This window comes from Candidatus Thiodiazotropha sp. AKAK3 (assembly GCF_058244645.1).
On record NZ_JBSYOQ010000011.1, the window covers coordinates 1 to 13,732 of the forward strand.

Below are 13,732 nucleotides of genomic sequence, written 5' to 3' on the forward strand. Positions count from 1 at the left end.
AGTGTAACGGAATCCGGGAAGATTGGTGCGATGCCCCCCTGGATTCCGTTGCACTCCATCCAGGCTACGTTATCAAACCGCTGAACTGATTGCGGATCAGAACCGAAAAAAACCAGCAGCTGTTTCGATTATGAGCGGTCAGAGTGGTGCGGCAGGGCCGACACCCTACAGATCGGTCTGGCTTTGACCTGGTAAATTCTATTTCCATGTTCCCGCCCTTGCTGCGTGGGAGCGAGATGAAAACCAAGGGACATTCGTACCTACTCATAAGTGCTTGAGATGTGCAGTATCAGACACTTCTCTCTTAAACAGCGCATGACTCCGCGCCTCTGCCCCGTTATCATGTACGCGTTTTTTACCTGCCAGACATGGATGGTCCTGAGTTTCGTCTTCACATTGAGCGACATTCCTGTCTGACCTTTTGAAAAGGCGAAGTAGGTAGACACGCGGAAAATACACATTTGATCCTTTCAAAGATGGGGAACCACTGATGTCGAAAAAAGGAATTCTGGTTACCGGCGGCGCCGGCTATATAGGCAGTCACACTGCACGTCAGCTTGGTGAAGCGGGTGAACGATTGGTTACCCTGGACAATCTCTGCACCGGATTTCGCCAAGCCGTTCTTCACGGCGAACTGGTGGTGGGTGATACCGGTGACCGTGAGTTGGTCAGCCGTGTCCTAAAGGAGCATGACATCGATACAGTGATGCACTTCGCTGCCCACACCATCGTACCCGAATCAGTGGAGAACCCGCTCAAGTATTACTCCAACAACACCTGTAATACCCGCAACCTGCTCCAGTGCTGTTCCGAAGCAGGGGTTAAGAACTTTGTCTTCTCCTCGACCGCTGCAGTGTATGGCATCCCTCAGGAAGGGGTCGCCTACGAGGATACCCCTACCAGTCCGATCAACCCCTACGGCACCTCCAAACTGATGTCAGAGATGATGCTGCATGATCTCTCTGTTGCCAGTGACATGCGCTATATCGCTCTGCGCTATTTTAATGTTGCCGGTTGTGACCTGGAGGGCAGAATCGGCCAGTCGACCCCAAAAGCCACCCTGTTAACCAAAGTCGCCTGTGAGGCAGCTGTAGGTAAACGGGATGCGGTCTACATCTTCGGCACAGATTATCCAACAGCGGATGGTACCGGTGTGCGTGACTATATCCATGTAGAGGATCTTGCTGCAGCCCACGTGAAGTCTTTGGACTATCTGCGCAACGGCGGTGACTCTGCCATCCTCAACTGTGGCTATGGACACGGCTACTCAGTCCGTGAACTGCTCAAATCTGTCGAAACAGCACATGGTTCACCTCTGAATATCATTGAGGCTGAGCGTCGTGCAGGAGACCCGCCTGAGCTGGTGGCCGGTGCCAAAAAAGTGCGCGAAGTTCTGGGCTGGTCCCCAAAATATGACGACTTGTCAGTTATCGCCAGCTCCGCACTTGCCTGGGAGCAGAAACAACTGGAGACCCCTTGGAAGAACTGATGACATGGATCTGTTACAAATCATTATCCTGGCTGCGCTACAGGGACTGACCGAATTCCTGCCGATCTCCAGTTCGGCCCATCTGATTCTCGCACCCCAGGTCACCGGCTATGACGACCAGGGACTGGCCTTCGATGTAGCAGTGCATGTGGGAACATTGGCTGCTGTCATCGGTTATTTCCGCCACCAAGTTTTATCCATCTCTGTTGATTTTTTCCGCTCATGGGTCAATCCATCAGCCCGCTCACAGGAATCAAAACTGGGCTGGATGATCGTAATCGCAACCATACCGGTTGGACTGTTTGGTCTACTGATGAAATCCCTGGTGGAGGGCGATCTGCGATCACCGATGGTGATTGCCATAACCACAATTGGCTTTGGCGTATTGCTTCTACTGGCAGATAAGTTGGGGAGTCGGCAAAGGGATGAATATACCCTACGATGGAGTGATGCCCTGGTGATCGGACTGTTCCAGGCCATGGCTATCATCCCAGGCACCTCTCGCTCCGGTTCCACCATGACAGCAGGTCTGTTTCTTGGCCTGACCCGGGAAGCCGCATCCCGTTTCTCATTCCTGATCTCGATTCCCACTATCCTCATGTCCGGGGGACTGCTGGGGCTTGATCTCTTAAATAGTGAGACACCTGTGGATTGGCTCTCGATAACTCTTGGTGCCGGGTTGGCATTTTTTACCGCCTACCTCTGCATTCACTACTTTCTACGCTTTATTGAGAATATCGGCATGGTGCCGTTTGTCATCTACCGATTTTTACTGGGTGGCTTGATTCTGGTCTATCTGCTTTAGGGTCTTCGACTCTAAACGGTATCTTAACAATCAGCCCCTAATTCACTCTTTCCGTGGTTACTAACCAGGCCATAGATATTAATACACACGACGGCCTGTCATTAAATATCTGAGGATAGGGGCTACAAGCGTGGCTCAGCTCGGTGTTGCGGCTCTTGACAAGGGATGGGCCATTCCATCCTTAGGTCCGCAAACGGCACATCCCTGTGCCACTCCTGCCGGCGTGCCGCGCCCCGAAGGAAGTGCCCTTGGGGGTGCGTCTTGATCTGAGCCACGCTTGTAGCCCTGAGTCTATTAATATCTATGGCCAGGTTAGTAAGTGGTCGATTGAAAGCGATTAAAACCGTGTTCCAGGCTACAATTCGATACAATATCTGCCTTGACTACTGCAATCTCCGGGTGGGATAGTTTGTTATCAATGATATATTTGATTTCACTAAACCATGGAGGGAGGAACCAATTTATGCTTAAAAATATCACTCTAATATCACTGTTATTGTTCACTCTGGTCATTGCAGGCTGCGGCGGCGGCGATGACGTTAAAGTAAAAGAGTTCAGCATCAACGGCTCTTCATCAGAGCTTGAAGAGGGCCGGGTAACGATCGATTCAGCCATTAACAACGGCGAATTCGAATTGGTCTGGAAGGTTGATGATGACAATGCAAGTGGCTATACCGCTTACTTCTATCTCAGCGTCAATAGCAATCTTGATGAAGACAATGACATTCGTTTCTACACTGTCTGGTGTGGTGAATTTGGCAGTTGTGATCATGACGACAGGAATGACGAAGATTGCTGGTTTGATAACAATCTGGAGATGGTCTGTGAAGATGATGATGATCCAGAAACCGATGTTGATGAACTCATCGACTCGCTTCCTGAAGATCTCTACGTTATCGTTGAAGCCTGCAACGGCTCAGACTGTGATACTGAAGCTGTGGCTGTCCGGTTACGCTAGCCCGTGAAATAAAGCCTCATCCATTATAATCAGGTGGATGGGGCGTAATTGACCAATACTCTTCTCATCCCTTGCTCAGCGCTTTCCAGGGCCTAGTGTGGTGCGTCATATAAACCATGCATTTAGAAAGCCGCTCAAGCCGTGAGTGCAAGGCGCAGCCCGCAGGTAATGGTTGTTCCCTTACCAGGGGGTGCAACGCCGCAATCGCGGCTTGAGTGGCTTCCCGCAGGGCGAGGCAGGTGATTTAAACGCAAACTGAGATAGACCTTGTCTAAATATAGGGTTTATATGACGCACCACACTAGCTACCAATATAGCGTTTGCGCTTCGATGCCTTAACCGAGGCTATCTCAACCAGGATCATGCCATCGGTGCAACCGGCAAATTCGGGATCGATGCCAAAATCCAGAAATCTGGCTCCCCCCGGCTCACAGATATCTGTGTATTGTTTGAATAGGGTAGGAATCGTTAAATCAAACAGAGCCAACTGGTTCTTCAACTCCTGCAGATCAGCATCATAGTCTTCACCACTGAACACCTCTCCATATTCATCCCAGGTTGACTGGCTGATCTGATAAGGCATCCTGGCCTGACCCAGATACTCTTTGCCCGTGAAATAGCGTCGATAGAAGTCCACCATCAGATCCCTTGCGGGTTTAGGGTAGTGAGCACTGATACTCACCGGCCCATACATATAGCGAATTTCAGGATGGTGACGCAGATAGGCCCCCACGCCCTGCCACAGGTAGTCGAGAGCCCTTGAGCCCCAGTAGCGGGGTTGCACAAAACTTCTGCCGAGCTCAATGGATTGACGGGCATAACGATCAAAACCCTCACCGAATTTGAACAGTGAATGGGTATACAACCCTTCTCTACCCTGATTGACCAATATAGAGCCAACCTCACCTATACGATAGGAGCCGACCACTTCCAATTCTGCCTCATCCCACAACACCAGGTGACGGTAGTGCAGATCGTAATTATCGGTATCCCGGCGTTTACCGGTTCCCTCCCCGACTTTGCGGAAACTCAGTTCACGCAAGCGTCCTATCTCACGCATCAAGGCACTACCCGGCTCCCAGTTCATCAACAGGATCTGCTTACCATCCCGAGTCTGCCCCAGCACATCCCCCTTACCCAACTCTTTTTTCAGTGCCTGCCTGGACTCAGGATGGGCAATGCTCTTCTCTGTGGTAAACACCCCTGGTTTACGTTGAGAGATGCGATAGAGATGCTTACGCACCATCTTGACCCTGGCTTTGAGGCGTATCCCCTCCACATTCAAATGTGAGAATGGAATCAGCTCTCCGACCCGAAACGCAATTGTGTTGGAGCGCTGCATAAACATCTCCTGCACCAACAGCAGTGCCGCAACCGGCTTGTAAAGCATGGAGACGCCATAGAACAGAGGAGAGTTTCGAGCATCAATGAAGATCGGCAACAGCGGTGAGCTGGTACGACGTGCAAACTGCATGAAGCCGCTTTTCCAGCGCACATCCCTGACACCATTGGGTCGTAAGCGGGAGACCTCACCAGCAGGGAAGATGATTACCAACTCCTCACGCTCCAGAGAGGCGTGAATCTGTTTCACACCCTGACGACTGGAGCCACCGCCCATATTATCCACCGGCAGTAAAAGATCTTTCAGCGGCTCAATGGAGGCGAGCAGGTCGTTGGCGACAACCCGGATATCGCGACGAACCCGGCTGATCATCAGAATCAGGCTCAAGGCATCCAAGGCGCCCAATGGGTGGTTGGCAACAACAATGACTCGACCACTGGAGGGGATATTCTCCAGATCCTTATTAGATACCAGGTAGTCCATATCGAAGTATTCGAGGATTTTTTCGATCAGGTCGAGACCGCGCAGAGCATGATGCTCTTCTAAAAACCGATTGATCTCCCGCTCACGAAAGAGCAGACGCAAAGCTTTTAACATGGGCTTGGTCAAAAGCGATGGTTTTTTATCAAAAAATCCTGGAAAACGGTTGGTCAAGACCTGCTCAATATTCAGCACAAGTAGGCTCCTTGGGTTAAAACAGGCAGATCTTAGAGGAGATAAATGACAAGGCGTTTGCGACCTTGTGAGGATTAGGTGTCGGCGCTATGACTGTCGTGTGAATCAGATTTTTTGTTGTCTGACATTGATCAGCTTCACCACCAGCCAATCATCACTTACCCATTCATCGGCTGATATGTGATAATTGCGGTTTTTTCCGGGCTGGAAAGCCTGCACTCAGCAGAAACGTAACCCAAGATGAACAACAAACCACGCAAAATTCTAGTCACCAGTGCCCTGCCCTACGCCAATGGGCCGATCCATATAGGCCATCTGGTGGAGTATATCCAGACCGATATCTGGGTGCGTTTTCAGAAAATGCGGGGACACCAGTGCTACTACGTCTGTGCCGATGATGCCCATGGTACACCGATCATGTTACGTGCCCGTCAGGAGGGCATTGAGCCGGAGACCCTGATCGCCCGCGTTGCCGAGGAGCATCAAGCAGACTTTTCCGAGTTCCGTGTTGGCTTTGACAACTACCACTCAACCCATTCGCCGGAGAATCAGGCCTGCGCCAATACTATCTATGAGCGCAACCGGGATGGCGGCCATATTGCCAAGCGAACCATCACCCAAGCCTACGATCCGGTGGAAAAGATGTTCCTGCCCGATCGATTTATCAAAGGAACCTGCCCCAAGTGTGGCGCTGAGGATCAGTATGGCGACAACTGTGAAGTCTGTGGTGCCAGTTACTCTCCCGCCGAATTGAAGAATCCGGTCTCTGCTGTATCCGGTGCGGTACCTGAACAGCGCGAGTCGGATCACTACTTCTTTAAGCTGGCCGACTTTGAAAACATGCTCAAAGAGTGGACAGGTGGCGGACACGTACAAAATGAAGTGGCCAACAAACTCGACGAGTGGTTCGAGACTGGTCTGCAGGAGTGGGATATCTCACGCGACGCCCCCTACTTCGGTTTCGAAATCCCAGACCACCCAGGCAAATATTTCTATGTCTGGCTCGATGCGCCCATCGGCTACATGGCCAGCTTCCGCAATCTGTGTGATAAAACAGAAGGTCTCGATTTCGACAGCTACTGGCTGGAGGGCAGTGACACCGAGCTCTATCACTTCATCGGCAAGGACATCATCTATTTCCATACCCTGTTCTGGCCGGCGATGCTGCATGGCGCCGGATTCCGTACCCCCAATGCAGTCTATGCTCATGGCTTTCTGACTGTGGACGGGGCAAAGATGTCCAAGTCCCGAGGCACCTTCATCAAGGCACGCACCTATCTGGATCATCTCAATCCTGAATATTTGCGCTACTACTTTGCAGCCAAGCTGGGCTCGGGTGTGGATGATATCGACCTCAACCTGGAGGACTTTGCACAGCGGGTCAACAGCGACCTGGTAGGCAAAGTAGTCAACATCGCCAGCCGTTGCGCCGGGTTTATCAGCAAGCGTTTCGATGGCCGGTTATCAGAGCAGGTTACCGAACAGTCGTTGTTCAATGACTTTGTCTCTGCAGGTCAAACCATCGCCGATCACTATGAGAAGCGGGAGTTCAGTCGTGCCGTCCGGGAGATCATGGCACTGGCAGACCGGGCAAATCAGTACATCGATGAGCAAAAACCCTGGGTAGTCGCCAAAGAAGAGGACTCTGAAGCTAAGTTACAGGCGATCTGCAGCGATGGTATCAACCTGTTCCGACTACTGATTGGATACCTGCGTCCAATTCTTCCAGGCACCGCAGAAATGGCAGAGAGTTTTCTTCAGGTCGAACCCCTGACCTGGCAACAGCTGGATACCCCGCTGACCAGTCATACCATCGGCAAGTTCAAGCCGCTGATGACCCGGGTCGACCCAAAACATATTGAAGCCATGTTAGAGCACTCGAAAGAGGATCTGGCTGCACAAGCAGAACCGAAGGCAGCTCAAACAAAAGCTGACTCAGCTTTGGCGAAGGATCCTATTGCCGACACTATTCAATTCGATGACTTCGCTAAGCTTGATCTGCGGATCGCCCGCATCGCCAAAGCAGAACATGTAGACGGAGCTGACAAACTGCTACAACTGACCCTGGATCTTGGAGGCGAGACCCGCAATGTCTTTGCAGGCATCAAATCCGCCTACGCACCAGAGGACCTGGAGGGAAAACTCACAGTGATGGTGGCCAATCTGGCGCCACGCAAAATGCGCTTCGGGGTTTCGGAAGGGATGGTGTTGGCTGCAGGACCTGGTGGAAAGGATCTTTATATCCTCAATCCCGATGAGGGGGCGCAGCCAGGGATGCGGGTGAAGTAAGCAAGGAGTTGTAACGGGAAATCGATATTCATTCCAGGAGTTTCAGATACCGCTGGTGACTTTATTCATCCAGATGATAGTTAAGTGCAGCTATAGATAAACCCAACTATTACAATACACTTGGATTTATCGATGGTTAGATTCAAATCAGGAGCTGGGGAGTTACTTTTCTTCCTTCGAATAGTACCTGTCCTGGTTCATGATTGTGGTAACTTTAATCTATTTTCTATTTATAGAGTGGGGCATGGCCCCACCCTACGCCCTGAATTGAACGGTAGGGTGGGGCCCTGCCCCACCAAAACGGCTTAAGTAAGTGCCATTCGGGCATGGCCCCACCCTATAGCTCAAGAATGGTTTTATTTCAGATATATGTAGACCCGATCACTACCTGGATCTCCAATGATCAAATCGCTCCTGCCGTCGTTATTGACATCTCCAGCAGTCAGAGCATTGCTATAACCCGGAATATTACTTGGAGAGTGGTAATCATCGGTAACAGATTCAAGAGGGGCAGTGATGCGGTGCAGGGCTCCTTCGAAATTCTGATATCCATGACTCCCCGCAAAGCTTTCAATTCCTGAGCTGCAACCAGGGCAGTCAATGCTTATCAGGCTTGTGCCGAAATCTCGAGCGTCTGTCCTGGTCCAGGTGTCGACATAACCATAAGATTTTGAAAAGACCAATACACTGCCCTGAGCATTGAAAGCCCCAGGCGCGCCAATTAAAATCTCATTGTAACCATCATCGGTCAGATCACCAGCATCGGCTATGGCCTCTCCACACCGCTCTCCTTCGTCCATATTACAAACGTGGGTGTCATGCAGACTCATGGACGGGCCGTCATAGATCAACACTCGACCAATGTTACCGTAACTGCCGTATGGATAGTTGGGTGCGCCAACTGCAAAGTCTCCACGGCCATCTCCATTCCAATCCTTGAGTGCGGTTACTGTATAACCATACTCTGAACCCTCGGGTCCTGTCTTCTTGGTAAGCAGCGTGTTGCTGGCCGCGCCGGAAAAGATATAGACCGCACCTTCATGTTTCTTTTCCACTTGGCTCAATGACTCATTTGGTGCGCCGACAAGATAGTCTTGGTGACCATCTCCGTTCAGATCATCAACTGTAGCCACTGCAAAACCAAACCGTGAACCAACTTCTCCCACGAAGTTTAAAAGGTAGGTTGGCTGGGTTGCCAACCTGGTCATCACCATTGCGCTTCCGTAGCCTGTTTCACTGCTGGTAGACTGACCAATCAACAAATCATCAAGCCCATCTCCATCCGCATCGCCTGCATTGTCAAGACTTACAGTCTGGTCACTGCCACCCACTCCAGTTAATAGAAATGAATTGATGGGTTGGCCAGTGATGCCTGAGTATATGTGGATTGTGACATTGCTACCGTTTGGATTTGTTTCAGCTACTGCAATATCACCAAAGGTATCGTAATTCTGATCACCAACATAGGTGATAGCATCGCCAATTATACCGTTACCGGCATTGGGGACACCCAACGTTTATTTGCAATAATAGCATTGGAAAATATCTTAATATCTTGTTGATTCATCATTGTTTTTAGTAAATGTAACTGATGGGTGTCTAGCTAGTGCGCTTTTCGCCTTTGACTAAAGAGGCCTTAGGATCTTGTTCGCGTAAAACGCGCACGATCACAATTTCGGTGGAGTCTATCCGGTAGTAAATGGAATGCTGCCCGCATACGGTGCGTCGATGATCTTTGCGGATATGATCTACAGCCGGATAGCATAAAGGATGTGCTGCAATGATTGAAAAACGGGCTTTCAACTGGTCACGATAACGGTTTGATTGCTCAGTTCCGAAATTTTCATCGCCATATTGGGCGATTCCGATCAAATCCTGCTCGGCTGCGCCTGTAAGGCGATATTCAGGCATGTTTTTTCGTCTTATACCGTACTCTCGCTTCTTCCCAGATCTCATCGACCGTGTGGTTACTAAAACCGCTTTGTTCGCCTTCAATCAATGCGGCGCGGATTGCGGCGATTTCTTCTGGCGTTTCTTGCTCTCGAATTTGTCGTTCGCGGATCAATTCGCGGACAACTTCGCTTTCATTGCCGAAATGCCCTGTTTCGATCTGCGTCTTGATCCAGCGATCTTGCTGGTCGGTGATGGATATGCTTTTTTTGACCATTGCCATTTTTGAATTCCAGGGTAGCCGTGATATTTTCTTACCTAGTAGTATAATCTACTCCTTTTTCTTTTCCCAAGTAATTTGCTGTTTCTCTTTATTCTATTCCAAGATATCATTTGGATTTCATGAATGTGATCATAAATCAATGAGATAAGGATGGTTTTTGACTATTGCAAATAAATGTGTCGCCGTAGAGACTAGTCGAGACACCCATCCAAACCTGTAAGGCGTGAAATCGTATCATTAACAACTAAGTAGTATTTAGTTATTGGTTTTGAGCGGGAGTCTAACTTAGCTCTCTAGCTTGATAAGCTGCCAGCAGTGGATGACGCGATATTGTGAGTAGATCACAAGCCTATTTGCTGGATACTTATATCTTGTCCACAAGGCGTAGTAACCAATTCGTCACAGAATGGAGCGGTCAACTGATTTTTTTAGGTTTAACCTAATAACTCCTGATCAACCCCGCCAAATAGGCGAATCGCCGGTAACAACTCCTGGTCGGCAAAGTCACAGCCAATCCTTTTCGGGTCTATCTGGTTTTGCTTACTCGCCGCTTGTAGTGCATGCCCTCCACTATTGCGCAGGTGATCGAGCAGCGGTCGATAGCCTGACTCCCAGGCCACCACATCGCCGAAGCGTTGCCGTAAACCACGTAGAATCCCCATTCCTGCAAAATCGAGATCCCCCCAGAAGGCGGTTTGACCGAAGGGGATCGCCTGTTCAAACCACCAGGCTTCGAAACGCGGTTGCCACTGAGCCTGCCCTGCGCCGGCATAGTGCAGACGAACCCCATCCCGCTGCCGCAATCGTGCAGCGGTGCCACGAAATCCGGCGGCGTAGACCAGAGCCAGCCCTTGTGCGGTTGGGGGGCGACCTTCACAGGCCAGGGCGTAGCTGTCCTGATTTTCTATGAAGAGCACACCACGGCACGTTCTGGGCAGATAGACATTGACAACTACCAGGACAACCATGGGACAGGATGTCAATATCACTATCGACTATCGTGAAGTACAGAGCGGTATAGTCGACCATCTTCGCTCTATAGACGGTGTATCAACTGAGGTTCGACATCTGGCAATCGGCGATTACATGTTGGATGACGGCTTACTAATTGGACGAAAGAGATTGCTTGATTTCGCTGAATCGATCAAGGATGGCCGACTGTTCCGTCAGGCCACTCGGCTGACAAATGCTCCAATAGCAACTCTTCTGATATTAGAGGTCACTGCAAGTCAGCTTAAAATATGTTTTTTACCGGCACCATAATGTGTATAATACTAGTCATGATACACACAGGTGCCTTATGCGTACTAACATAGTAATAGACGATGACTTGATGGCGCAAGCATTAAAAGCCACAGGCCTAGAGACCAAAAAAGACGTTGTAGAACTAGGTCTTAAACTACTAGTAAAGAGAAGCAAACAGCAATCTATAAGAAGCCTTCGGGGTAAAATCAAGTGGGAAGGCAACTTAGATGAGATGAGGGATAATGAGTGATCCTCGCAGATACAAGTGTTTGGATAGACTATTTAAACGGTAAAATCACCCCACAAACAGATTTACTTGATGAATATCTGATCGTTGGAATTCTCGCAATGGGAGATCTTATTTTTCTAGAGATCCTTCAAGGCATCCGAGATGACAAGCAATATAAACAAGTGAGAACCAAGCTATCCCTGTTAGATCAATATTCAATGTTTAGTCCATCAATGGTAGTAAAGTGCGCAAATAACTTTCGTTCCTTACGTAAAAAAGGGATCACAATCCGTAAGACCAATGATGTGATTATTGCTTCCTTTTGTATTGAGCAAAAAATGAAGCTTCTTTACATTGATAAAGACTTTAAACCATTCACTGAACATCTGGGCTTGAAATCGGCCTATCGTGAAACATAACGAGAGTGTAGAAAAAGCCTAGATAAATTTTCATAACGACTTTTGTACAGAAACTGGTCATACTTTGCGTACCTACATGCAATCTAGTGCAACTCCTACTTCGAAATGGATTTACTTTCAATCTCTTCACGATATATTTTCAGCTGGAGGTTTTCCTACAGCCTCAACGTCTCAATCAGCCGACGCGTTAGCGGTCGGCTGGATTGATTTGTTAAAACTTAGTTGATATTCACCGAGTACCCCATTAACTTCCATCCCAACCCTTCGTAAATATACGTTTGGTTGAAATAAAACTTACTTGGATTTGTTGGGAAATAGCCCTTTAAACGCAAAATACCATCTTCGCCTAAAGTAGGCTTTTCTTCAAAAATGGGCGAATATTGCTGCAGCAACATAAGATCAACCCCTAGGTCATAGATTGGTTTATAAATTTCATCGAGTTTTTCCACTGTAAATTGTTTCTTAAATTGACTGGAGAATGTTTTGTGAAATTCTTCTGAATTTTTAGCGTTGACGGCTAAAGCAAAGTCTCTTGCTGCATCCATAACCATTTTTATCAGAGCTTCTTCAGAGGGAATTGAATTTGTATTACTTTCCTCTTGAAATCCTGACGATGGCTTTTCAACGGAATATATTTTCCAGCCGTTTTCTCCTTTAACAAAACTCAACTTAATAGGAATAACTCCGCCTTCAATAGTGGAAATTGATCCTACCAGAACTCCTCGACCACCATTGATGGATCTTTCTTCCCAGCTAGATTCTTTAAACCCAAATAGTGAATTATCCTTAATGAAACGCCGAAACTCTTTTTCATTAGTGTTAGATTTAAAGTCTTCTGAGAGGTGCGAGTATGCGGAGTCAATATCGTTAGCCTTAAGGGACTCGAAAAACATATCTCCGGTTTTAACCATATCTCCAGTAAAAAGGAATACAGCGCCTATAGCTAAGACAAAAACCACAACAATTCCAATTATTATTTTAAGTAACGTTTTCATGATGCTCCTAGATGGTAAGCATGAGTTTTAACATATAAGCATTTATGCGCTGTGCGCAGCATGGCGCATAAATGTCTGTTGGACTGAGCCGCCCATCAGAGAGGCACTCTAATTAATAAAGGGAAAAGTATTTCACAGGTGCGGTGTGGCGCTGCTCTTGATGCCTTCTCAACGCTGTATTTGGGCTTCCTCGGGTCTTCACAGACCATCGCTATGCTCCCTTTAGGATTCTACTCTCCCTAATCTAGCGCTGTTTTTGCCCAATTTCCAGCCTAAAGCGCAGGGGCGCTCCTAGTCCGTCAGTACGGACCGTTATTGCGTATGGTTTTACTTCCTCAGGGCTAAGTTACCGTTGGCGTACCTCCTGAAATTGAGTGAAATTGAGAGTGAAATTGAGGACACACCAACTTCTATGTTCTGAAATCTATTGCCAGATTCTTGATCGCATCCCTCCCTATCCAACTACAACATGACGATAATTGCTTTTCGCAGCACTTTGTCCCTGGAACCAGCACTTCTCCATGGATTGAGCATAGGCCTTTATCCGATCAATCGCTCCAACCGCTGTAAAATAGTCTCTGTTATAGTGCTTTATACTTCTTAACCAGGCATCAGGATTCAATTTCAACCGCTCAAGTATCGGTTCCAATTCTTCGGGTATTGCGCCTCTCTTATCGTCACGAATCGCTCTTCCCGTCCAATCCACCAATCGATAGTAATCCTCTTCATCAAAATCAATTCCATTCAAAGCTTTGTTTCCTTTTGATCTTACGAATGGAAATAGCTTTGTGGACTGCTTTGTACTATCTGCTCTCTGCTGCTGGGTGTAGGCTTTCAGACGCTCTTGTATCGAAGTGAATTCTGAATCTTCTGGCGTTTCTGCCATAGATGCTCTTATCGGATTGAGATCCACATAGCTCATACAGGTCAGCAGTGCGCCCTCATCCAGTAAGGCCTGGCTCTTGAAACGCCCTTCGAAAAAACGGCCCTTACATTTATCTTCTTCATTCGCTTTGTGCGCTAAGTGCTCATTCAGGCAGCGCATGAACCAGCTGATATCATATAGACGTAGCCGCCACTCTTCGATCAACTCTGACAGAGCGGCGTTTTCGG

At 48.4% G+C, this 13,732-nt stretch carries 14 protein-coding genes; 7 read left to right on the plus strand and 7 right to left on the minus strand.

All coding sequences use genetic code 11. The annotated features are described in order from the left end of the window. The first annotated feature begins 490 nt into the window (after positions 1–490). From galE to AC4IE7_RS01105, 3 genes are all read left to right on the plus strand, one after another. Positions 491–1,489, plus strand: coding sequence for a UDP-glucose 4-epimerase GalE (galE, locus tag AC4IE7_RS01095; RefSeq protein WP_490774954.1), 999 nt, complete (start codon positions 491–493; stop codon positions 1,487–1,489). A gap of 4 nt (positions 1,490–1,493) precedes the next feature. Next, complete coding sequence (locus tag AC4IE7_RS01100) at positions 1,494–2,294, plus strand: undecaprenyl-diphosphate phosphatase (protein WP_490774955.1); 801 nt, start codon at positions 1,494–1,496, stop codon at positions 2,292–2,294. Between the two features lie 463 nt (positions 2,295–2,757). Further along, complete coding sequence (locus AC4IE7_RS01105; protein ID WP_490774956.1) at positions 2,758–3,252, plus strand: hypothetical protein; 495 nt, start codon at positions 2,758–2,760, stop codon at positions 3,250–3,252. Positions 3,253–3,553: 301 nt separating this feature from the next. On the opposite strand, the gene olsF is transcribed toward AC4IE7_RS01105, so the two are convergent. Continuing rightward, on the minus strand, positions 3,554–5,269 hold the full coding sequence (olsF, locus tag AC4IE7_RS01110) for a bifunctional ornithine lipid synthase OlsF (RefSeq protein ID WP_490774957.1): 1,716 nt from the start codon (positions 5,267–5,269) through the stop codon (positions 3,554–3,556). Positions 5,270–5,509: 240 nt separating this feature from the next. Between olsF and metG the strand changes: the two genes are divergently transcribed. Beyond that, complete coding sequence (gene metG, locus AC4IE7_RS01115) at positions 5,510–7,558, plus strand: methionine--tRNA ligase (RefSeq protein ID WP_490774958.1); 2,049 nt, start codon at positions 5,510–5,512, stop codon at positions 7,556–7,558. 356 nt (positions 7,559–7,914) lie between these two features. Here the strand turns inward: metG and AC4IE7_RS01120 are convergent, their stop codons facing one another. The 4 genes from AC4IE7_RS01120 to AC4IE7_RS01135 form a co-directional block, all read right to left on the minus strand. Continuing rightward, entirely contained in the window at positions 7,915–9,072 is a 1,158-nt protein-coding gene (locus AC4IE7_RS01120) for an integrin alpha (protein WP_490774959.1), read from the minus strand. An 85-nt stretch (positions 9,073–9,157) separates the two neighbouring features. Continuing rightward, the gene (locus tag AC4IE7_RS01125; RefSeq protein WP_490774960.1) at positions 9,158–9,469 is read right to left on the minus strand and encodes a type II toxin-antitoxin system RelE/ParE family toxin; all 312 of its coding nucleotides are present in this window, start codon (positions 9,467–9,469) and stop codon (positions 9,158–9,160) included. Further along, positions 9,462–9,731 carry a type II toxin-antitoxin system ParD family antitoxin gene (locus AC4IE7_RS01130; RefSeq protein WP_490774961.1) on the minus strand — a complete coding sequence of 90 codons (270 nt, stop codon included), beginning with the start codon at positions 9,729–9,731 and terminating at the stop codon, positions 9,462–9,464. Before AC4IE7_RS01130 ends, AC4IE7_RS01125 begins: the two co-directional genes overlap by 8 nt. 434 nt (positions 9,732–10,165) lie before the next feature. Further along, positions 10,166–10,699 carry a Wadjet anti-phage system protein JetD domain-containing protein gene (locus tag AC4IE7_RS01135; RefSeq protein WP_490774962.1) on the minus strand — a complete coding sequence of 178 codons (534 nt, stop codon included), beginning with the start codon at positions 10,697–10,699 and terminating at the stop codon, positions 10,166–10,168. Here AC4IE7_RS01135 and AC4IE7_RS01140 point away from each other — a divergent pair. The 3 genes from AC4IE7_RS01140 to vapC are packed head-to-tail and all read left to right on the plus strand — an operon-like array spanning position 10,698 to position 11,624. After that, complete coding sequence (locus AC4IE7_RS01140; protein ID WP_490774963.1) at positions 10,698–10,994, plus strand: ERCC4 domain-containing protein; 297 nt, start codon at positions 10,698–10,700, stop codon at positions 10,992–10,994. The genes AC4IE7_RS01135 and AC4IE7_RS01140 overlap by 2 nt on opposite strands. A 37-nt stretch (positions 10,995–11,031) precedes the next feature. Next, entirely contained in the window at positions 11,032–11,226 is a 195-nt protein-coding gene (locus AC4IE7_RS01145) for a type II toxin-antitoxin system VapB family antitoxin (protein ID WP_490774964.1), read from the plus strand. Then, on the plus strand, positions 11,223–11,624 hold the full coding sequence (vapC, locus tag AC4IE7_RS01150) for a type II toxin-antitoxin system VapC family toxin (protein ID WP_490774965.1): 402 nt from the start codon (positions 11,223–11,225) through the stop codon (positions 11,622–11,624). The genes AC4IE7_RS01145 and vapC overlap by 4 nt, the downstream gene beginning before the upstream one ends. 218 nt (positions 11,625–11,842) lie before the next feature. Here vapC and AC4IE7_RS01155 read toward each other — a convergent pair whose 3' ends face one another. Further along, entirely contained in the window at positions 11,843–12,619 is a 777-nt protein-coding gene (locus AC4IE7_RS01155) for a hypothetical protein (RefSeq protein WP_490774966.1), read from the minus strand. Between the two features lie 454 nt (positions 12,620–13,073). Then, positions 13,074–13,732: transposase (locus AC4IE7_RS01160; RefSeq protein WP_490774967.1), on the minus strand; the 659-nt coding region annotated here is incomplete at its 5' end.

Coding starts and splice junctions, on each gene's coding strand:
- metG (WP_490774958.1), top strand. CDS start 5,510: ATGAACAACAAACCACGCAAAATTCTAGTCACCAGTGCCCTGCCCTAC.
- AC4IE7_RS01130 (WP_490774961.1), bottom strand. CDS start 9,731: ATGGCAATGGTCAAAAAAAGCATATCCATCACCGACCAGCAAGATCGC.
- AC4IE7_RS01105 (WP_490774956.1), top strand. CDS start 2,758: ATGCTTAAAAATATCACTCTAATATCACTGTTATTGTTCACTCTGGTC.
- galE (WP_490774954.1), top strand. CDS start 491: ATGTCGAAAAAAGGAATTCTGGTTACCGGCGGCGCCGGCTATATAGGC.
- AC4IE7_RS01155 (WP_490774966.1), bottom strand. CDS start 12,619: ATGAAAACGTTACTTAAAATAATAATTGGAATTGTTGTGGTTTTTGTC.
- AC4IE7_RS01100 (WP_490774955.1), top strand. CDS start 1,494: ATGGATCTGTTACAAATCATTATCCTGGCTGCGCTACAGGGACTGACC.
- AC4IE7_RS01145 (WP_490774964.1), top strand. CDS start 11,032: ATGCGTACTAACATAGTAATAGACGATGACTTGATGGCGCAAGCATTA.
- AC4IE7_RS01140 (WP_490774963.1), top strand. CDS start 10,698: ATGGGACAGGATGTCAATATCACTATCGACTATCGTGAAGTACAGAGC.
- AC4IE7_RS01135 (WP_490774962.1), bottom strand. CDS start 10,699: ATGGTTGTCCTGGTAGTTGTCAATGTCTATCTGCCCAGAACGTGCCGT.
- AC4IE7_RS01125 (WP_490774960.1), bottom strand. CDS start 9,469: ATGCCTGAATATCGCCTTACAGGCGCAGCCGAGCAGGATTTGATCGGA.